18 protein-coding genes and 2 tRNA genes are annotated in these 19939 nt (G+C 63.1%); 9 read left to right on the plus strand and 11 right to left on the minus strand.

The genetic code is table 11. The features are described 5' to 3' along the window. Window positions 1-167: 167 nt before the first annotated feature. Window positions 168-923 carry an L-asparaginase gene (locus tag E4O92_RS21525; RefSeq protein WP_135191718.1) on the minus strand — a complete coding sequence of 252 codons (756 nt, stop codon included), beginning with the start codon at window positions 921-923 and terminating at the stop codon, window positions 168-170. A gap of 135 nt (window positions 924-1058) precedes the next feature. Between E4O92_RS21525 and E4O92_RS21530 the strand changes: the two genes are divergently transcribed. Both E4O92_RS21530 and E4O92_RS21535 read left to right on the plus strand, forming a co-directional pair. Then, on the plus strand, window positions 1059-1544 hold the full coding sequence (locus E4O92_RS21530) for an asparaginase domain-containing protein (protein WP_135191719.1): 486 nt from the start codon (window positions 1059-1061) through the stop codon (window positions 1542-1544). 90 nt (window positions 1545-1634) lie between these two features. Beyond that, a complete protein-coding gene (locus E4O92_RS21535) occupies window positions 1635-3248 on the plus strand; it encodes a catalase (RefSeq protein WP_135191720.1) in 1614 nt (537 codons plus the stop codon). A 130-nt stretch (window positions 3249-3378) separates the two neighbouring features. On the opposite strand, the gene E4O92_RS21540 is transcribed toward E4O92_RS21535, so the two are convergent. The 3 genes from E4O92_RS21540 to E4O92_RS21550 form a co-directional block, all read right to left on the minus strand. Continuing rightward, window positions 3379-4275 (minus strand): recombination-associated protein RdgC, encoded by an 897-nt coding sequence (locus tag E4O92_RS21540; protein ID WP_135191721.1) that lies wholly within the window; start codon window positions 4273-4275, stop codon window positions 3379-3381. A 316-nt stretch (window positions 4276-4591) separates the two neighbouring features. Then, window positions 4592-5065, minus strand: a complete 474-nt coding sequence (locus tag E4O92_RS21545; protein WP_135191722.1) for an STY0301 family protein — start codon at window positions 5063-5065, stop codon at window positions 4592-4594. Further along, on the minus strand, window positions 5062-5478 hold the full coding sequence (locus E4O92_RS21550; RefSeq protein WP_135191723.1) for a BPSL0067 family protein: 417 nt from the start codon (window positions 5476-5478) through the stop codon (window positions 5062-5064). The genes E4O92_RS21545 and E4O92_RS21550 overlap by 4 nt, the downstream gene beginning before the upstream one ends. Before the next feature lie 227 nt (window positions 5479-5705). Here E4O92_RS21550 and E4O92_RS21555 point away from each other — a divergent pair, with 227 nt between their 5' ends. Further along, window positions 5706-6818 carry a VIT1/CCC1 transporter family protein gene (locus tag E4O92_RS21555; protein ID WP_135191724.1) on the plus strand — a complete coding sequence of 371 codons (1113 nt, stop codon included), beginning with the start codon at window positions 5706-5708 and terminating at the stop codon, window positions 6816-6818. On the opposite strand, the gene dinB is transcribed toward E4O92_RS21555, so the two are convergent. Together dinB and E4O92_RS21565 are read right to left on the minus strand one after the other, a co-directional pair. Then, on the minus strand, window positions 6779-7876 hold the full coding sequence (dinB, locus tag E4O92_RS21560) for a DNA polymerase IV (protein ID WP_135191725.1): 1098 nt from the start codon (window positions 7874-7876) through the stop codon (window positions 6779-6781). The two genes, E4O92_RS21555 and dinB, sit on opposite strands and share 40 nt — an antisense overlap. A gap of 70 nt (window positions 7877-7946) precedes the next feature. Further along, window positions 7947-8537 (minus strand): TetR/AcrR family transcriptional regulator, encoded by a 591-nt coding sequence (locus E4O92_RS21565; protein WP_167759857.1) that lies wholly within the window; start codon window positions 8535-8537, stop codon window positions 7947-7949. Window positions 8538-8644: 107 nt separating this feature from the next. On the opposite strand from E4O92_RS21565, the gene E4O92_RS21570 reads away from it, so the two are divergent. Continuing rightward, the gene (locus E4O92_RS21570; protein ID WP_167759858.1) at window positions 8645-9229 is read left to right on the plus strand and encodes a LysE family translocator; all 585 of its coding nucleotides are present in this window, start codon (window positions 8645-8647) and stop codon (window positions 9227-9229) included. Here the strand turns inward: E4O92_RS21570 and E4O92_RS21575 are convergent. Next, the gene (locus tag E4O92_RS21575) at window positions 9221-10645 is read right to left on the minus strand and encodes a S8 family peptidase (protein ID WP_135191728.1); all 1425 of its coding nucleotides are present in this window, start codon (window positions 10643-10645) and stop codon (window positions 9221-9223) included. The two genes, E4O92_RS21570 and E4O92_RS21575, sit on opposite strands and share 9 nt — an antisense overlap. A 260-nt stretch (window positions 10646-10905) precedes the next feature. Between E4O92_RS21575 and E4O92_RS21580 the strand changes: the two genes are divergently transcribed. The 3 genes from E4O92_RS21580 to E4O92_RS21590 all read left to right on the plus strand — a co-directional run bounded on the left by E4O92_RS21580 (window position 10906) and on the right by E4O92_RS21590 (window position 13356). Beyond that, window positions 10906-13026: a S9 family peptidase gene (locus E4O92_RS21580; protein WP_229483647.1), complete on the plus strand. Its 2121-nt coding sequence runs from the start codon at window positions 10906-10908 to the stop codon at window positions 13024-13026. Between the two features lie 134 nt (window positions 13027-13160). After that, window positions 13161-13236, plus strand: a tRNA-Val gene (locus E4O92_RS21585). A 43-nt stretch (window positions 13237-13279) separates the two neighbouring features. Beyond that, a tRNA-Asp gene (locus tag E4O92_RS21590) sits at window positions 13280-13356 on the plus strand. A gap of 213 nt (window positions 13357-13569) precedes the next feature. On the opposite strand, the gene E4O92_RS21595 is transcribed toward E4O92_RS21590, so the two are convergent. Continuing rightward, entirely contained in the window at window positions 13570-14754 is a 1185-nt protein-coding gene (locus tag E4O92_RS21595; RefSeq protein ID WP_135191730.1) for a GGDEF domain-containing protein, read from the minus strand. A 252-nt stretch (window positions 14755-15006) separates the two neighbouring features. Between E4O92_RS21595 and E4O92_RS21600 the strand changes: the two genes are divergently transcribed. After that, a complete protein-coding gene (locus E4O92_RS21600; protein WP_135191731.1) occupies window positions 15007-15492 on the plus strand; it encodes a cyclic nucleotide-binding domain-containing protein in 486 nt (161 codons plus the stop codon). Next, entirely contained in the window at window positions 15489-16604 is a 1116-nt protein-coding gene (locus E4O92_RS21605) for an AI-2E family transporter (RefSeq protein ID WP_135191732.1), read from the plus strand. The genes E4O92_RS21600 and E4O92_RS21605 overlap by 4 nt, the downstream gene beginning before the upstream one ends. Before the next feature lie 140 nt (window positions 16605-16744). Here E4O92_RS21605 and E4O92_RS21610 read toward each other — a convergent pair whose 3' ends face one another. The 3 genes from E4O92_RS21610 to E4O92_RS21620 form a co-directional block, all read right to left on the minus strand. After that, window positions 16745-18982, minus strand: coding sequence for a YgiQ family radical SAM protein (locus tag E4O92_RS21610; protein WP_135191733.1), 2238 nt, complete (start codon window positions 18980-18982; stop codon window positions 16745-16747). 79 nt (window positions 18983-19061) lie between these two features. Continuing rightward, window positions 19062-19346 (minus strand): DUF4404 family protein, encoded by a 285-nt coding sequence (locus E4O92_RS21615; protein ID WP_135191734.1) that lies wholly within the window; start codon window positions 19344-19346, stop codon window positions 19062-19064. Window positions 19347-19557: 211 nt separating this feature from the next. Beyond that, window positions 19558-19923 carry a hypothetical protein gene (locus E4O92_RS21620; protein WP_135191735.1) on the minus strand — a complete coding sequence of 122 codons (366 nt, stop codon included), beginning with the start codon at window positions 19921-19923 and terminating at the stop codon, window positions 19558-19560. Window positions 19924-19939 lie beyond the last annotated feature (16 nt).

The raw sequence follows: 19939 nt of genomic DNA on the forward strand, positions 1-19939 counted from the left end.
GGCACGCTCTGCAATGACCGTTAGGGTGCGCACCTGTGCGCACGCGGTTCGCGAAGGCAGCGCAGTGAAGCGGCAGCCGCAAGTCAGCACACGGTGAACGCGTGCGCACAGGTGCGCACCCTACGCCTCAGGCAAGCCGACCGGCTTGCGTTTTTTGTGCTTGCCGCTCAGCGCAATTCCGGCTCGCCAGTCAGGTTGATACGCCGCATCGGCATCGCATGCGTGCGCGTCCACAGCCCGGCCCAGCCCGGCGGCCAGCCGATCGCCGGCCCGGCATAGGACGGCATTCCGGCGCGTACCGCCACCACTGGCACCGGTGGCGCCGCCTGCAAACCACTGCCATTCGCACGCGCCATGTCCAGGCTGTACATGTAGCCAGGCAGCAGCACGTCGCACACACCCCGGAACCACGCAGTGTGGTCTTCGTCGCGCCCCAGCGCCGCCGCCAGGCCCTGCGGGTCGAACTTGGCCAGCGCGTGGATCAGTTCATCGGTGCTGGCGCCGGGCGAATCGCCCCAGCCCATGACGGGATTGTTGTTGTAGTCCGCGCCCGAGCCGTACCAGCCTTCCCGCCACGGCCGCTGCATCCAGTTGCGCTGTCCGGTAAACAGGTGCCAGCGCCAGTGCAGCCCCGACGGCTTGGGCCACGAATACAGGTACAGCTTTTCGTAACCGGCCTTGTGCAGTTCGCGCACCATCGCCATCAGCCGCGCGTGCGGCATGCGGTCCGGCGGCGTGCGGCGGAACAGGATCGGTTCGCCGTCCGCATATTGCACTTCGTCCTGCTTGAGATTGAGGTCGAGCGTGCGCGTTTCGCTGCCGAAACGCGCGGAAATCCATCCGGTCAGCAGGTTGACGTGCGTGATGACGCCATAGCCGCGGTGGCGGTGGAAAATGACTGTTCCTGGAGCTAAGGCTTTCATTGCTGAGGCGGCAACTACCGAAAAATGATCATGGGACTCAACCGATCCGGCCGATTCTAGCGCAGTCACATGCGAATACACTACGGTTTGCAGCTATCATTGACCACCTTTTTTCACCGTCTTTCCAAAACGATCATGACATTGCGAATCATCGCCACCGGCGGCACTTTCGACAAACACTACAACGAACTGAACGGCGTGCTCGGCTTTTCTGAAAGCCACTTGCCTGAAGTAATCAAACGCACCCGGATGACGATCCCGGCGCAGCTCGAGGTGCTGCCGCTGCTCGATTCGCTCGACATGCAGGACGCCGACCGTGCGCGCGTGCTGGCCGCGTGCGAAGCCGCGCCGGAGAAGTCGGTGGTGATCATCCACGGCACCGACACCATGCCCCAGACCGCAGCCGTGCTCGGCAATGCGAGCCTGACGCAGACCATCGTGCTGACCGGCGCCATGATCCCCTACGAAATCGCCAACTCCGACGCGCTGTTCAATTTCGGCTTTGCCTGCGGCGTCGCGCAGACCCTGCCGCCCGGCGTGTACGTGGCGATGAACGGCCAGGTGTTCCCTTGGGATAACGTGACGAAAAACCGCTCGGCGGGCGTGTTCCAGCAGTTGTAACAGCTGCGGCATTTCGCACTTTCAGCGTGGCGCTGCCCGCAAATCGATCTTTCTATACTCCTCCCTCACTGACGGTGAAGGAGACTGCACATGAAAGACGAGCAGCGCCCGACGCTAACCACGCGCCAGGGTCACCCGATTCGCGACAACCAATCGATGCGCACGGTAGGCGAGCGCGGCCCGGCCACACTCGAGAACTACCAGTTCATCGAAAAGATCACCCATTTCGACCGCGAACGCATTCCGGAGCGCGTGGTACATGCGCGCGGCACCGGTGCGCACGGCTTCTTTGAAGCTTATGGCAAGATCGGCAACGACCCCGCCACCAGGTACACCAAAGCCAGGGTGCTGACCGAGACCGGCGTGCAAACGCCCGTGTTCGTGCGCTTTTCCACAGTGATCGGCAGCAAGGACTCGCCGGAGACGGCGCGCGACCCGCGCGGCTTTGCGGTCAAGTTCAAGACCGCGGACGGCAACTGGGACCTCGTCGGCAACAACCTGAAGATCTTCTTCATCCGCGACGCGATCAAGTTCCCGGACATGATCCACGCCTTCAAGCCCGATCCCGTCACCAACCAGCAGGAAGCTTGGCGCTTCTACGACTTCGTGGCCAACACGCCGGAAGCGTTGCACATGGTCACCTGGGTCAAGAGCCCATGGGGCATCCCTGCCAACTACCGCGAAATGGAAGGCTCGGGCGTGAACACCTACAAGCTGGTCAACGACCAGGGCGTGGCCCACCTCGTCAAGTTCCACTGGGAACCCAAGCAAGGCGTGCGCAACCTGACCAGCCAGCAGGCCGCCGAGATCCAGGCGCATGACACCGGCCACGCCACGCGCGACCTGTACGACGCGATCAAGCGCGGCGACTGTCCCGAATGGGAACTGCGGGTGCAGATCATGGCCGACGGCGACCATCCCGAACTCGACTTCGACCCGCTGGACGACACCAAGCGCTGGCCGGAGGACAAGTTCCCGCTGCTGCCCGTGGGCCGCATGGTGCTCAACAAAAATCCGGACAACGTGTTCGCCGAAACCGAGCAGTCCGCGTTCGGCACTGGCGTGCTGGTCGAGGGCATCGACTTTTCCGATGACAAGATGCTGCAGGGACGCACGCTCTCGTACTCGGACACCCAGCGCTACCGGCTGGGGGCGAACTACCTGCAGCTACCGGTCAACGCCCCACACCAGGACCTGATGGCGCGCACCAACCAGCGCGACGGCCAGATGGCGTTCTACGTTGATGGCGACGGCGAGAACACGCACATCAACTACGAGCCGAGCCTGGTCGGCGGCTACCAGGAAGCGCCCAAGCCGGAGCACGAATACCACCAGCATGTGGAAGGCCATTTGGGCCGTTACGCCACCTCGCGCACGGCAGACGACTACAAGCAGGCGGGCGACCGCTACCGCACGTTCGCGGACTGGGAACGCGAGGACCTGATCAACAACATTGGAAACGACCTGAAGCAGTGCCCGGAACCGATCCAATTGCGGATGGTGTGGCACTTCTGGCATTGCGACGAGGACTACGGCCGCCGGCTGGCGCAGTTTGCCGGCATCGACCTGGACAAGGCCAAGGCGCTGCCGCCGCTGCCGGGCCAGCCGGCGCCGCACCAGGCGCGGTCGGCCTCGACCTACAGCGATGGCAGGCTGGAGGAAGGCGAGCCGGCGACGTCGGAGGAAGTGGCGTCGAACAAATAGAACGAAGAGCGCGGCGGGCGAGGATCGTAGGGTGCGCACCAGTGCGCACGAATGCCGTTGACTCCGGTACGCACACGTACCGCGTGCGCACAGGTGCGCACCCTACGTAACTGCCGCTGTTATCGGTAGATCAGGCCTTCGCTTCCCCGCCCAGCGCGTCGACCACATCGGCCAGCAGCTTGGCCAGCTCGCCCGTCATCAGCATGATGTCGTTATCGAAACGCTCGTCATCGCTGTAGGTGATCGTTTCGTTTTCCTTGATCACGTCCAGTGGCTTGACGCCCTTGATCGCCAGCGTCTCGGTCAGCACGAACGAAACGCGGCTGTTCCAGGTCATCGCCAGGCGCGTGCACTGCTTGCCGGCTGCGATGTGACGGCGGATGTCGTCCGGTTCCAGCGTGTGCTTCACATATCGCACTGCGGCGCGGCTCTCGCCGGTGGCGCGCAGTTCGGTGTCCTGGTCGATCGTGAAGCCGTACGGCGCCTCGTCCGATTCCAGCCAGCCGGTCATCACCGCCACCGGCGAGCGCTGCACGCGCAGGCTCTCGATCGGCATGCGGTCGACCGCCTTGAGCAGCAGCTTGATCACGTCGTCGGCCTTGGCCGGGCTCGCGGCATCAACCACCAGCCAGCCGTTGACCGGGTCGATCCAGACCCAGACATTGCTGCGGATCGAAAACGCGCGCGGCAGCAGTTCGTCGGCCACGCGTTCCTTCAGTTCCTTCATCGCCTTCTTACCCGGCGGGAAACCCTGCTGCTCTTCCAGCTCGGCCGCCTTGGCCTTTGCGACCTGGTTGATCACGGTGCTGGGCAGCAGCTTCTTTTCGGTGCCGAGCAACAGCAGCATCTGCTTGTTGACCACATGGACCAGCTTTTCATTGCCGCGCGGCGAATCCCAACCCTGACGCAGCAGCTCGTTGCTGCTGGCCGGAGTAAAACTTTGTGACTTAAGGGCCTCTTCGAGTTGTTCGGGCGAGAAGGCCCACGGCGCGGGCAGGCGATAAATCTGAAGATTCTTGAACCACATAAGTTGTATCCGATAGTCTCAATATTTCAGCGGAACGCCATTCTACACGTGACGGCGCGCAATTTTCAGTCCATCGACCGAGAATGAAATTTTCCGGGCGTGCAACACCCTGACCGACTCCCGGCCGTGGTAGCCAGGATGAGCGAACGGGCGCAAGTTTCGCCGGCAACGGCTCAAGCAGCAGCTGCTGCTGGAATAGCGGGTCTACAGGGCGATTTCGACGGGGCGGAGGCATGTTGCCCCGACCAAGAATGGCAAATCGACACGAGCAGTATTGATGGGTTCGCCCTGCCCGCGAGTGATGCCGGCGCGCCGGCTATTTGCAGACGAAGACGATTTCTTCTAACCGCGTGCGATCGACCTTGCTGGACGCGGTGCACTCCACCGCACCACGCGGGATCCGCCTCGACAGCTGCAAGGGGCCATACTGGCAGTACACCCACGTTTCAAACGAGTGAGGCACGTCCAGACGCCAACGGGTGGTATTCACCTTCTGCCCTGATGAGCCTGCGGTGTTCGCCTCGTCGGGCTTGAGATAGCCCGATTCGTCGGGCGGCCCCCACAAAAGACCTGCGCCGGAAATGCGCGTGTCTTGTGGCATCACGCCAACCCATCCATCCGGCACACGATCTGGCTTGAAGGCCGCGGCGGCAAGGGTTGCTGGGCATGTGGCATGGAAGGGCGCAGCAGCTGGTGGCGCACCGCGCGCGTGGAGCGGCACGCACGCCAGCCAAACCGCACCGGCGGCCAATACCATAGCGATCATCGTGGGGAAGGGGCGCCAGTTCATTTTTCGATCACGTAAAAAGCGAGCGCATTATCGCTCGGGCGCTTGAAGGAGCCGTCCGCATTGCGTTGATTATGCGGTGCTGGGACGCGGATAAGTCGGAGCCCAATGTACTGACGCTTCGCGTCGCCAGCCCATTGGTCAGCGACCCAGATACCGGAACCCATCACCCGGACTACAATCGCCGCATGGTTATCGTGGTCCCGCCGTGGATAACGGCCGTGCTCAAATGTAGCGATCGCGGTGCCCTTCCGGATCCGGCTGCCGGCTTCCATCACATTCTCACCGGCGCGCCACACGGTAGTTGGCTTTCCCTGCAGCCCAGGAACGTAGGTTTTGATGATGTCGACGCAGGTTCCGCTACCGGCCAGCGGCTGGTTAATCAGCTTATCGACATCTTTGTACACAAACGGCATGGCGCTCTCCCGGCCGCGACCAATGCGGCACATCCGCATCGTCGCTGCCGGGAGGAAATTGCGCCTTGAGTAACAACAAAAGCCCTTGCGATGTCCTGGTTTCGGACAAGGGCGTCACTTGTCGTTTTTTACGGCTTGCCGGTCGAGCACCAGGCACTCGCAATGTTGCGCGGCCGGCAAACCGGCATCGCTACAATGGGATACCGCCATTTCGCAGCGCATCATCGATGGACAGCGAGACCGAGCGTTACCAGAACAACTTGCGTGACGAGCTCGACGGATCGGCGCTCTATGCCGGGCTGGCGCGCGCCGAAACCGATCCGGTACGCAAGGATCTGTTCCTGCAACTGTCGCAAGCCGAGGCCGAACACGCCGCACTGTGGCGCGCCAAGCTGGAAGCGGCCGGCGTTGCCCCCGCGCGCTTCACACCCAGCCTGCGCACCCGCGTGCTGATCAAGCTGGCCAGGCATTTTGGCCCGCGCTTCGTGTTGCCGGCCCAGGCCGCAACCGAGTTTTCGGACTTGAGCAAGTACGCCGGCCAGCCGGATGCCGCGACCCTGTCCGGCGACGAACGGTCGCATGCTGCCGTGTTAAAAGCGGTCGCGGGCCGGTCCGGCGGCATGACGGGCGCACAGATCGCCAAGGCCGAGCGCTGGCACCGGCGCGGCTCGGGCAATGAGTTGCGCGCGGCAGTGCTGGGCGCCAATGACGGGCTGGTATCCAACCTGTGCCTGGTGACCGGTATTGCCGGAGCGGGATCGCCAGGGCGCACTATTTTGCTGACCGGACTGGCCGGGCTGATCGCCGGTGCCCTGTCGATGGCGTTGGGGGAATGGCTGTCGGTGACCAATGCGCGCGAATTCGCGCGCACCCAGATCGCGCAAGAACTGGATGAAATCGAAACAACACCGGCGGCCGAATGCAAGGAACTCGCGCTGATCTTCCAGGCCAAGGGCCTGTCGCGCGATGAGGCGCAGCGCGTGGCACGCGAGCTGATGCGAGACAAGACAGCGGCGCTGGATACGCTGGCGCGCGAAGAACTGGGCATCGATCCCGGCGAGCTGGGCGGCAATCCGTGGAGCGCGGCCGGTTTTTCCTTTCTGCTGTTTGCCGTGGGTGCCCTGGTGCCGGTCCTGCCCTTCTTTTTTGCCAGCGGCGCGGCGGGCATTGCGTGGAGCGCGGGCTTAAGCGCGCTTGCGCTGGGGGCCATCGGTCTTGCAACCTCGCTCTTCAGCGGACGCGGGCCGCTCTACTCGGTGTTGCGGCAGATTCTGATCGGCGCCGCCGCGGCCGGCGTGACTTATGGCACTGGCGCCGCGATCGGGGTTTCACTGTCCTGAGCGAACAGGCTGAGCTGCTCGACCGTCTCTGTGTCGCCCAAACGTACGCCCACGCCCAGCAGGCGCACCGGACGGCTGGCGCGCAGCCAACCGGTTTCCATCAGCCGCGCATAGGACGCCAGGTTGGGCGCATAGCCCACGCACTCGACCGTCGTCTGCTGAAAATCCGAAAACTTGATCTTCACGAACAGCTTGTTGACCAGCCTTTCCGCGCCGGCACGCTTGATGCGGCCAAGCAGTTGCCCGTACAGGTCCGGCAGCAGCGCCAGGCAGGCCGGCAAATCCGGCACGTCGGGCGTGTACGTTTCCTCAGTGCTGACCGACTTGCGCTCGCGCGACGGGCTCACCTCGCGCTGGTCGATGCCACGGCACAAGTCATGCAGGCGCGCGCCGAAGCTGCCGAAGTGATGCTGCAGTTCCTGCATCGTCCAGCCGCGCAGGTCGGCGCAGGTCTGCGCGCCTAATTTGTTGAGCTTGGCGGCGGTGACCTTGCCCACGCCAAACAGCTTCTTGACGGGCAGCGCGGCGACGAAGGCGTCGACCTCTTCCGGGCGCACCAGGAACAATCCGTCCGGCTTGTTCCAGTCGCTGGCGATCTTGGCCACGAACTTGTTCGGCGCCACGCCAGCGGAAGCGGTGATGCCGACAGTCTCAAAAATGCGGCGGCGGATTTCCTGCGCGATCAGCGTCGCGCTGCCCTTGCAGCGGGTCGACGCGGACACGTCCAGATAGGCCTCGTCGAGCGACAACGGCTCGACCAGCTCGGTGTAGTCGCGGTAGATCTCCATGATCTGGCGCGACGCCACGCGATACTTTTCCATGGCGGGCGGGATCAAGAGCAGGTCGGGGCAGAGCTTGACCGCCTGCGAGCTCGGCATGGCCGAATGGATGCCATAGGCGCGCGCCTCGTAGTTGCAGGTGGCGATCACGCCGCGCTGGTCGGGCCTGCCACCGACGGCCAGCGGCCGGCCGCGCAGGGACGGGTTGTCCCGCATCTCGACCGACGCGTAGAAACAATCGCAATCGCAGTGAATGATCTTGCGGACGGGAGTGTTCACCTGGCCTGGCAACTACTGTAATTGCATACAGTATTGCCGATTATTTAAACAGATGCAACCCCACGCAGGTTCAGCCCGCCCTGGCTCCGTTCAAAAACACATCGACCGTGCGCCGCAGCGATCCCTCGATGTCGAACCGGTCCGGGTCACTGGTCCAGCGCGCGCACGCCTTGAACCACAGGTAGGCAAACATCTCGGCCAAATCGCCGGCCGAATGGTCGGCGCGCAATTCGCCGCGCGCCTGCGCCAGCGCGAACGCCTGTGCCAACGCCTCGCGGATCGACGGCCGCTCGGCCGGCACGCCCGACAAGTCGTTCTGCTGCGCAATATAAGCAAAAAACCTTCCCGCCAGCGCACGGTTGGCGCGCAGCCACGCCGCGCTCTGTTCGCCGACCAGCGCCAGCGCCTGACCGATACCGGTTTCGGCGGCCAGCGACGCCGATGCGTGCTCGAACAACCCGGCCAGGAGTCGCCGCGCCGCGGCCGCGGCCAGTTCGTCCTTGCCCGCAAAGTTCGCATACACGGTCGCACGGGCCACCCCGGACGCCGCCACCACGTCATCAATGGTCGTGCTCGCGTAGTCCCTGTCGCCAAAGCACTGGATCGCCGCCGTCAGGATGCGTTCGCGCACCGCCTGCTTGTTGTCTTCTCGCTTGCTCATGCCGTTATTGTAGGCCATTGCACAAAACTAGACTACAGTCTAGAATTTAGTTCATTAATTCTTGCGAGGATTTTATGTTGAGCTGGCACACATTTGGATTTTTCTTGATGACAAACTTCATCCTGAGCCTGACGCCCGGTCCCGCGGTCATGCTGGTAACGGGGCATTCGCTTGCCAACGGCTGGCGCCGCAGCCAGTTCAGCGTGCTGGGCATCATGTCGGGCAACGCCACATACTGCCTGCTCTCGGCGCTCGGGCTGGGCACGCTGTTCGTGCGTTTGCCGATACTGGTCACAGTCGTCAAGGGCGTGGGTGCGCTGTACCTGATCTGGATCGGCTTGCGCTCACTGATGCATTCAAACGCCGCGCTGGTTCCCGCCAGCGAGCAGCCGCGCGCAACGCCGTTCGCGCTCTACCGCCAGGCTCTGGTCCTGCAACTGTCCAATCCCAAATCGGTCTTGTTCTTCTGCGCCCTGCTGCCGCAGTTCGTACCGCCGGGCGTGCCGGCGATACTGCCGATGCTGGCGCTGGGCTTGTGCGCCATCGTGCTCGAATATCCGGTGCTGACCAGCTACAGCCTGCTTGGCGACCGCACCCGGCGCTTCATGTCGTCGCCGCTGGCAACGCACAGCCTGAACGTGCTGGCGGGCGGCCTGCTGATCGCCGCCGCCGGGCGCGTGGCGTCACTGTGATGACGCAGCCGCAGTTACTTTAGTGGAGCTCATCGCCGCATCCACCGCCGCATTGGCGTCGACGATGCCGGCGCCGCAACCAGCGCACGGAGACGGGAAGCGGCGCGCCGTCGATTTGAGCTTGGCTTCGACTTCATCCGGCGTCAGCTTCGGATTCTTCGACAGCATCAGCGCGACCACGCCCGCCACGTGCGGGGTCGCCATCGAGGTGCCGATGTAAGACCCGTAGCTGTCGGCGCCCGGGGTGGTGGTGCCGGCGTTCAGGGTCGAGACGATGCCAGCGTCCGTGTCGCCGCCCGGTGCCGCCACGTCAACCACGCTGCCATAGTTCGAGTACGACGCCTTGCCGCCATTGCGGCCCACCGCCGCCACGGCGATCACGCCCTTGCAGTTGGCCGGGCTGTCCGTGCTCGCATCCATGTTGGAATTGCCCGCCGCAACCACCACCACCGCGCCGCGCGAACGTGCGCTGTTGATCGCGTTTTGCGTGGTGAGGTCGCAGGTGCCGGTGCTGCCCAGCGACAGGTTGAGCACGCGCGCCTTGTTGGCGTTGGCCGGCACGCCGCTGACGGCGCCGCCGGACGCCCAGACGATCGCGTCGGCGATGTCCGAGGTGTAGCCCCCGCACTTGCCGAGCACGCGGGCCGGGACGATCTTGGCGCCGAACGCCACGCCTGCCACACCCACGCCATTGTTGGTCTTGGCGGCGATGGTGCCGGCCACGTGGGTGCCGTGCCAGCTCGACGGCTCGTCCTGTGCGGGTATGCCCACGCCGCACTGGCCCGCGATGACCGAATCGCCCGGGTCCTTGGCGTCGCTGTCGCGGCCATCGCCATCAGCCGCGAACGCGGTGTTGGCGATGAAGTCGTAGCCCGGCAAAATCTGGCCCGCCAGGTCGGCATGCGGACGGTAGCCGGTGTCGATCACCGCCACGTTGACGCCGGCGCCGGTCGACTTGTCCCAGGCCAGCGGCAGGCGCATGCCGCCGGCCGCTTCAAAGTAGTCCCACTGACTGGTGTATAGCGGGTCGTTCGGCGTCGTCAATCTGGTCATGATGCGGTCCGGCTCCGCGCACTCGACCATTGGATCGCGCGCGGCCAGTTCGGCCGCGACCTTGGCAACCTCGCCAGTATTCATCGCACGGTCGAGCTTGAGCACGTGCGCGCCGAGAGCGGTCGTGCGCACGTGCTTCAGGTTCAGGCCAAACTCCTGCCCGGCCCGGGTGATGATGGCCTGGCGGCCAGTGCTCAATCCGGTAGCAGCCAGAGCGCTCATGGACGAGGCGTTGGAATCTTTGTACTTGACGATCAGGCGATCGGTTTGCGCCGTCATGGCGGCAGAGGCGGCCAGCGAAGAGCCGGCGATGAGCGCAGCCACGGCGCACTTCAACAATGTCGGAAAGGTCGTCCGCTTCATGCTGTTCCTTATTCAAGACAGGTTGGTCGTTCGACGAAAAACGTGAGACTACCCCCGATATGCGTTGCGTGCGTCAAGTGGAAGTGTTTTCTGGCCTTTTTCGGCAGAATATTTTTCCTTCGTAAGTGCTTGATAACAAAGGGAATATCGAAAAAGAAAAAGCTGCGAAGGTTTCTTGCCTTGTTCTTAAAAAATTTGAGGAAACTTTTCCTGAAGACAGGTTTATCATCCGAACACTAATAACAATGAAAGGAGTCTTCGTGCGCCCCCAAAATCTTTCTTCGGTTCTCATCGGCCTGGCGTTGGTTGCCGGCTCGGCCCAGGCCGCCAGCGCGGCGGCGCCAGTGGCAGCCAAGACCAACTGGCAGGAAACACGCCACGGCGAAGTCGTCACCGACGACTACCGCTGGCTGCAGAAAAAAACCGATCCCCAGGTCATCGCCTACCTGGAAGCGGAAAACGCGTACACCAATGCCGAAACGGCGGACATCAAGCCGCTGAGCGACAAACTGTTCGCCGAGATCAAGGGACGCATGCAGGAAACCGACCTGTCGGTTCCGGTGCGGCGCGGACGCTACTACTATTACAACCGGTTCGAAGCCGGCAAGCAGTACCCGATCAATTGCCGACGCCTCGCGGGCAAGGACCTGGCATACGACGACAAGGCGCCGGAAGAAATCCTGCTGGACCAAAATGCGTTAGCCGCCGAGTACAAGTTCTTCTCGGTGAATGGATTGTCGGTCAGCCCGGACGACTCGCTGCTGGCCTACACGACCGACACAACGGGCTTTCGCCAGTACACGCTGCACGTCAAGGACCTCAAGACCGGCAAGCTGCTCACCGCTAGTGCGCCGCGCGTTACGTCGTTGGCATGGGCGACGGACAACAAAACCCTGTTCTTCGTTCAGGAAGACGCAACCACCAAGCGCTCGGATCGCCTGTTCCGCATGAAACTGGGCAGCGCGCCGCAGCAGGTGCTGGATGAACCGGTGGAGCAATTCTCGATGCGGGTCGGCACCACGCATGATCGCAAGTTTATCGATGTCAGCTTCCATTCGACCGATACCTCGGAAACCCGGCTGCTGGCGGCGAACCGCCCGGACGGCCAATTCCGCTCGGTGCTGGGCCGCGAAAAAGGCCACCGCTACAGTGTCGAACACCGCGACGGCCAGCTCTACATCCTCACCAACAAGGATGCGAAGAACTTCCGCGTGGTAAGCGCACCGCTGGCAACGCCCGACCCGCGCCACTGGAAGGAACTGGTCAAGCACGACAAGGACGTGCTGATTCAGCGGCTGGAAGTGTTCCGCGACTACCTCGTGCTGGAGGAAAAAGCGAGCGCACTGAACCGGGTACGCATCCACGACTTCAAGTCGCGCGGCTGGAAGACGGTGCAGTTCGACGATCCTATCTATGCTGCGCGCGGCAACGGCACGCCCGAATTCACGGCGACCCGCTATCGCCTGTCCTACCAGTCGCCGGTGACGCCACCGACCGTGCTGGACGTGGACATGGCCAGCGGCCAACGCACCGTGCTCAAACGCCAGGAAGTCGTGGGCGGTTACGACCCGAGCCTCTACGAGACGCGCCGCCTGTGGGCCACCGCGCGCGATGGCGTGCAGGTGCCGCTGTCGGCGGTGTTCAAGAAAGGCGTCAAGTTCGATGGCAGCGCTCCGCTGCTGCTGTACGCGTACGGTTCCTACGGCATCTCAACCGAGCCGACGTTCTCGCTCCAACGCCTGAGCCTGCTCGACCGGGGCGTGATCTACGTGCAGGCCCACATCCGCGGCGGCAGCGAAATGGGCGAGCACTGGCACGACGACGGCATGCTGATGAAAAAGAAAAACACCTTCACCGATTTCATCGACAGCGCCGAATTCCTCATCCGCGAAAAATGGACCAGCCCGAATCGCCTGATCATCCAGGGCGGCAGCGCCGGTGGTCTGCTGATGGGCGCGGTGACCAATATGCGTCCCGACCTGTTCCACGCGGTGCATGCCGCCGTGCCTTTTGTGGACGTGATGAACACCATGATGGACGCCAGCCTGCCGCTGACCACCGGCGAATACCTGGAATGGGGCAACCCGAACGAGAAGGCGGCCTACGACTACATGCGCAGCTACTCGCCATACGACAACATCGAGCGCAAGGCCTACCCGGCGATGCTGGTCACTACCGGCCTGAACGACAGCCAGGTGATGTACTGGGAACCGGCCAAGTACGTGGCCAAGTTGCGCACCTACAAGACCGATAACAATCCCCTGCTTCTGAAGATCAACATGGGCGCCGGCCATGGTGGCGCGTCCGGCCGCTACGATGCGCTGCGCGAGACCGCGTTCCAGTCGGCCTGGATGCTGTCGCAGTGGGGCATCACCGAGTAAGGAAATGTGGGCCGCAGGTTTTTTTCATCTTTTTCGGAAAAAACCTTGCGGACCCGCGAAACCAGCCTATATAATTCGGGCCTCTTCGGACGCGATGACAAGCGTCAGATGAAAACCCGTAAAGAGAAGTGAGCGGGCGCTTAGCTCAGTTGGTAGAGCGGATCCCTTACAAGGATTAGGTCGGGAGTTCGACCCTCTCAGCGCCCACCAAAAACGGGGTTTTCAATGATCGAAGTAACGATCAGATTAAAACGGAGCGGTAGTTCAGTTGGTTAGAATACCGGCCTGTCACGCCGGGGGTCGCGGGTTCGAGCCCCGTCCGCTCCGCCAGCTTCAAGGAAAGGGTCCGATGCGTCGGACCCTTTTTCTTTTTGCGCCGCTGCATAGTCGGACCCTTTTTCTTTTTGCGCCGCTGCATAATTACGTCGCCCCCGGGCTCGGCGCCCCCCTTGGCGGGGGCCTATACTGAGCCGGTGTAGCACGCGGCCTATGGAGGGAACAGCGCCAATGGTGCTGTTCCCGCCTCCGCGGGAACGACGCGGCCTAAATATCCCACGCGTAGCGGTGACACAGCCCTTCTTTTTGCCTGGGCGCGGCGACCTCGACCCGGTTGCGTCCGCTGCTCTTGGCCGCATACAACGCATGGTCGGCCCTGGCCAGCGCATTGGTCAACGCCTCGGCCGGGTCGATCAACACCACGCCTATGCTCACCGTCATCGTGTAGTCGCTGCCGCCGATATTCACGCTCGCCGCGTTCACCGCCATCCGCAGGCGCTCGGCGGCCTGCCGTGCGCCTTCCAGATCGGTGCCCGGCAGCGCCAGCGCGAACTCTTCCCCTCCGAGCCGGCCCATGATGTCGTGGTCGCGCAGCACGCCGCGCACCGTGTCGGCAAACACGACCAGGGCCTGGTCGCCGCTGGCATGGCCGAACCGGTCATTGATCTCTTTGAAGTGGTCGATGTCGAGCATCATCAGGGCGATCGGCTTCTTCAGCCGCACGGCGAGCATGCGCGCACTCTCGGCACGCTCGAAGAACGCGCCGCGGTTGAGTAGTCCGGTGAGGAAGTCGATGGTGGCCAGCCGCGCCATCTTCGCGTCGTCATTCTGCTTGCACATCAACAGGAAACCGAAACCGTTGACGATCATGATCATATAGCCGCTGAGAAAGGCGAGCGTCTGCAATTGACCGTTTTGCAGCATGCTTGCGGCACCATCCACGTTGCCACGCTGCGTCCACGCCCAGCAAGCCAGTACCACAGCAAAGGCCACATCGTTGCCGCCAATGATCTTCTGCAATGCAGACGTGCCGCGATTCGACGGCCTCAGCAGCAATACGCCCATTGCCGCGCCATACAGGGCAACGATGAGCAAGACCAATCCCCGCATGGTGCCGGGGTTGGCATCGCCCGCGCGGGCGGCGGCCAGCAACAGCATCAGCAGGCCGGTGACCGGCCACAGGATGCGTTTCAAGCGGCGCAGCTCAAAAACCGTGCAGTAGGCGGCCGTCTCCAGCGCCATGCCGATTATCCATCCCGTCGACTCGACTTCCGGCAGCCATTCGGCAGCGGCCCAGCACAGCAACTGGCTGGCGCCCATGACGATGCGTGCCAGCGTCCACAGGCACAGCCCGGGATGCCGATTCCGCCCACAGTTGTAGGTGCTCATCAAACCGGCAAAGCAGGCGTTGCCCAGGCCAAGCGTGAGCAGCAGGGTCTGGTGATCGATCATTGGCCGTTCCTTGGAGAGGAGACGTTGGAAAAATGGGCAGTGCCCGCGAACCCGTCGGTTGAGGGGGCCGAAGCGCCGCAGAATGACTCATGCATTTCAACCAACAAAAGTTTCTTAAATGAACCATATTACACCCTTTAGGCTTCCGTTCAATATCTTTCGAAAAAACTTTCACCACGCTTTTCCGCGCATTTTTGCTGCAGATTGGCAACACTTGAGGGATAATCAAATGACAAACCTGCCGGAGACATCGTGATTTTTGGTTTCCTTAAACCGCCGCCGCTCTCGCCGCGCCTGCACCGCCTCAAGAACACGGCGTTGTTCGGCTCGCTGACGCCGCTCGAACTGAAGATCGTCGACGGCCTGATGCACGAACGGCGCTACCTGCCCGAGGAGATCGTGTTCGACGAAGGCGAGGAAGGCCAGGCGCTGTACGTGGTCATGTCCGGGCGCGTGCGCATCAGCCACACCCACGAGCGGCGGCCGCAGGTGGTGGCGGAACTGGAACCGGGCAGTTTTTTCGGCGACCTCGCGTTACTCGACAATTCGCCGCGCAGCGCCCAGGCGCGCGCGATCGAAGCGTGCGAACTGGCGGTGTTCTTCCGCGCCGACTTCCTGGCCCTGATGGAAACCGATGCCGTCATCGGCTACAAGATCGCACTGGCGCTGGCGCGCCACATCGGCCAGCGCCTGCGCGACTGGATGAGCGGCAGCCGGCCGCAGATCGAGGCGCTGTGAACACCGACGAACGCGCCGGCCCCGTGGTCTGGGCCGGCATCATCGCCACCACTTGCCTGCTGCTGGTGCTGCTCGAGCGCGCGCTGTGGCTGGTGCTGCCCTTCATCTTCGGCATCGTCCTCTACTACCTGCTGCTCGGGCCCATGCAGCGCCTGGTGCGCGCCGGCTTTGGCCGCACCGTCTCGGCCATGTCGGTGTGTGCGCTGTTCTTCTCGCTGCTCGCGCTCGCCGTTGCCTTCTCATGGAGCACAGGCAGCGCCGACAGCCCATGGCGCAAGACCATCATGCTGTACCTGGACGGCGGCGTCGCCTTCGTGCACAACACCATGACCCTGCTCGAAGCGAAGTTCCCGATCCTGGCCGAGATGCACCTGACCTCGACCGTGAACCGCCGCTTCAAGGCGCTCACCAACAACTTCGCGCAGCAGCACCTGGGCACGATCCTGGTCACGGTGGCGGGCTGGCTGCCGTCGCTGCTGCTGGCGCCGTTCCTGGCCTTCTTCTTCCTGCGCGACGGCTGGCGCTTCAAGAAATTCGTCGCGCGCGGCGTGCCCAATTCATATTTCGAGCGTTCGCTGTTCCTGCTGCACCAGGTCGACCAGATTGCGAGCCGCTACTTCGAAGGTCTGATCAAACTGACCGTGCTCGACACCATCGTGCTTGGGCTCGGCCTGTGGTCGATCGGCGTTTCGGCCCCGCTGACGCTCGCGCTGATCTCGGCGGTGCTGGCCTGGGTGCCGTTCGTCGGCTCGGTGGTCGGCTGCACGATGGTGGTGATCGTGGCCTCGACCGACGCGCCGAACAATCCGATGATGGCTTATGGCGCGATCGGCGTGTTCGTACTGGCGCGCCTGCTCGACGACTTCGTGTTCATGCCGCTCACGCTCGGGCGGAGCCTGCGCATCCATCCGCTGGTGGCGGTGCTGATGATCTTCGTCGGCGGCGAGATCGCGGGCGTGCCGGGGCTGATGCTGGCGCTGCCGCTGCTGGGAGTGGTGATGGTGGTGGGCGAAACGCTGGGGCGGCTGGTGACCAATCCGCGGCTCAGGGCGCGGTACCGCCATGCGCGGGCGCTGCGGGCCAAGCAGGCCAGCAGGGATCTGGCGGTGTAGATAGGTCGGTGGAACATCGTAGGGTGCGCACCTGTGCGCACGCGGTCATCGCATGCTGACTTGCGGCTGCCGCACCACTACGCTACGTTCGCGAACCGCGTGCGCACAGGTGCGCACCCTACGCCTCCTGTAGGCCGTAACTATTTTCGCCCGGCGCGCGGTTTCGATTTGATTGTCGACAGAATCGACGGCTTGACCTTCGACGGCGGCGCCATGAACGGCGTGCTTGCCGGCGCGCGCTCCGTGGTGACCACCGCGCGATCGCCGCGGCCCTTCACCGGCTGCGGCACGCGCCTGCGCCCTTCCACCTTCGGCTGGGCTTCTTCAGCTCCACGCGGCGGCGGCACCAGGTGCCGCTCGCCGTTGCCGATCAGGTCCGTGCGCCCCATGCGCTTCAAGGCATCGCGCAGGATCGGCCAGTTCTCCGGATCGTAGTAGCGCAAGAACGCCTTGTGCAGCTTGCGGACCTTGCCGTTCTTCGCGGTCTCGACCACCTCCGAATCCTCCGACACCTTGTGCAGCGGGTTCTTGCGGGTGTGGTACATCGTGGTGGCCATCGCCATCGGCGTAGGCGTGAAGGTCTGCACCTGGTCGAGCTGGAAGTTGTTCTTCTTCAGCCACAGTGCGAGGTTCAGCATGTCCTCGTCCGTGCAGCCCGGGTGCGCCGCGATGAAGTACGGGATCAGGTACTGCTTCTTGCCCGCCTCCTTCGAGTACTTGTCGAACAGCTCCTTGAACGCGTCGTAGGCGCCGATCCCCGGCTTCATCATCTTCGACAGCGTGCCTTCCTCGGTGTGCTCGGGCGCGATCTTGAGCAGTCCACCCACGTGGTGCGTGACCAGCTCCTTCACGTATTCCGGCGAGCGCACCGCCAGGTCGTAGCGCAGGCCGGACGAGATCAGGATCTTCTTCACGCCGGGAATGGCGCGCGCCTTGCGGTACAGCGAAATGAGCTTGCTATGGTCGGTGCCCAGGTTGGAGCAGATGGTCGGGAACACGCACGACAGGCGACGGCAGCTCTCCTCGATCTTCTTGTCCTTGCACGCCAGCCGGTACATGTTCGCGGTCGGTCCGCCCAGGTCGGAAATCGTGCCGGTGAAACCCTTGGTCTTGTCGCGAATGTGCTCGATCTCGCGCAGGATCGATGGCTCCGAGCGGCTCTGGATGATGCGCCCTTCGTGCTCGGTGATCGAGCAGAACGTACAGCCGCCGAAGCAGCCGCGCATGATGTTGATCGAAAAGCGGATCATCTCCCACGCCGGGATGCGGGCGTTGCCGTAGCTCGGGTGCGGGGCGCGCGCGTACGGCAGGTCGTACACGTTGTCCATCTCGTCCATCGCCAGCGGCAGCGGCGGCGGGTTGATCCACACGTCGCGCTCGCCGTGCGCCTGCACCAGCGCGCGCGCGTTGCCCGGGTTCGATTCCAGGTGCAGCACGCGCGAGGCGTGCGCGTACATCACCGGATCGTCCTTGACCACGTCGTAGGCCGGCAGGCGGCACACGGTCTTGCGGCTCTTTTCCTTGGCCGCCGCCAGGCGCTCCTCGCGGCTCATGATCTTGATCGGCTTGACCTCGGGCGCATCGGTGCCGGTTGCGCACGAACGGTCCTGCGGAATCTCCTGGTACGGATTCGGGATCGGGTCGACGCGGCCCGGCACGTCCACCCCGGCCGACGCCTGCACGGTCCAGTCCTCGTCCGGCAGCCAGCCGAGCGGCGTCATGAAGGCGGTGCCGCGCAGGTCGCGGATGTCCTTGATGTTTTCGCCCGCCGCCAGCCGATGGGTGAGCGCGACCAGCGCGCGCTCGGCATTGCCGAACAGGAGAATGTCGGCCTTCGAATCGGGCAGCACCGAACGGCGCACTTTGTCCGACCAGTAGTCGAAGTGGGCGATGCGGCGCAGCGAAGCCTCGATCGAGCCGATCACGACCGGCACGTCCGGATACGCTTCACGCGCGCGCTGTGCGTACACGGTCAGCGCGCGGTCGGGGCGCTTGTCGGGCTCGCCGTTCGCGGTATAGGCATCCTCCGAACGGATCTTCTTGTCCGCCGTGTAGCGGTTCACCATCGAGTCCATGTTGCCGGCTGTAATGCCGAAATAGAGGTTCGGCTTGCCGAGCGCGCGGAACGGCTCGGCGGAGTGCCAGTCCGGCTGGCTGATGATGCCCACGCGATAACCCTGCGCTTCCAGCAGGCGGCCGATCAGCGCCATTCCGAAGCTCGGGTGGTCGATGTAGGCGTCGCCGGTGACGAGGATGACGTCGCACGAATCCCAGCCCAGCTTGTCCATTTCGGCGCGGGACATAGGGAGGAAGGGGGCGGCAGGGGCGCGGCTGGAACGCTTGGGGACGTTCGCGAAAAGATTGGTCGGGGAGCTCATTGGCCGGTATTTTACCGGAAAACCTGTTGCCAATCCGCCCGCCGGACCAAAAACAACTTAACTATCAATGACTTGTGGCTCAGATACCCATGGTGTTGAGGATATTTCCCAGCTCCACCAGAGTCAGTTGCAGGTGCGGGTGCTTGAGCGCAAAACGTGCCGCGAGCTCCTGCGTGCGCGACGCCAGGCCATAGGTGTTGGCGTCCTGATTTTGCTCTTCCTGCCGTTCCAGGGCGTGCTTGATATCCCCGTCGAGCTGGCGCAGCAAAATCTCCAGCTCATCATCCACGTGCTCGGTTTCCTCCAGGCCGCGGTGCAAGGCTTTCAGGTGGGCTTTCACGATTGAAACGTTTTCGTTTGCCATGGCTTTCTTACCCTCGCTGTCGACGAAGAAAGTATAACGAAGGATGGCAAAAACCGGCCGCACGCGTCCTGACAGCGGCCGCGACCACCGCCAAGGCTCAGACGAGAGCGCAGAGCAATGCACGTCTCCGTCGGCAACCCATTGCGGACCTTGGCATCGCGCGATTATTCACGTCTGCCTTGAACGTCCACTTTGTACGTTAGTCCAAACGCTAATGTCTAGAGCGGTTGGCCTCAATGACGAGATTGGCAAGCGCTTTGCCGTTTAACGCCTTCAATTCTTTCATTGCAGCGCCAGACGCCTTTTTGTCTCCGGCTCCCTCTCCATAAATCCTGTAGCTGTCAACTTCGCGGAATACGAGGAAGTAGAACGGCGCTGCTGGATTTCCCTCAGCAGCAACAATTACTGCTGTCTGCGCATCGTTACAGCCGTAGAGAAGCCATTTCGTCTTTCCAAACATTTTCTCCGTTGGCCCGACGTCACAGTTTTTCGATTCACCTGGCCCGACCGGACGTTCCCCAGCGGAAGCGATCATCGTGACGACCAAAAACGGTATGAAAAAGCAGGTTTTACGCATGTGAATCCTTTGCCAG

This window comes from Massilia horti (assembly GCF_004614195.1).
Classification (GTDB): Bacteria; Pseudomonadota; Gammaproteobacteria; order Burkholderiales; family Burkholderiaceae_D; genus Telluria; species Telluria horti.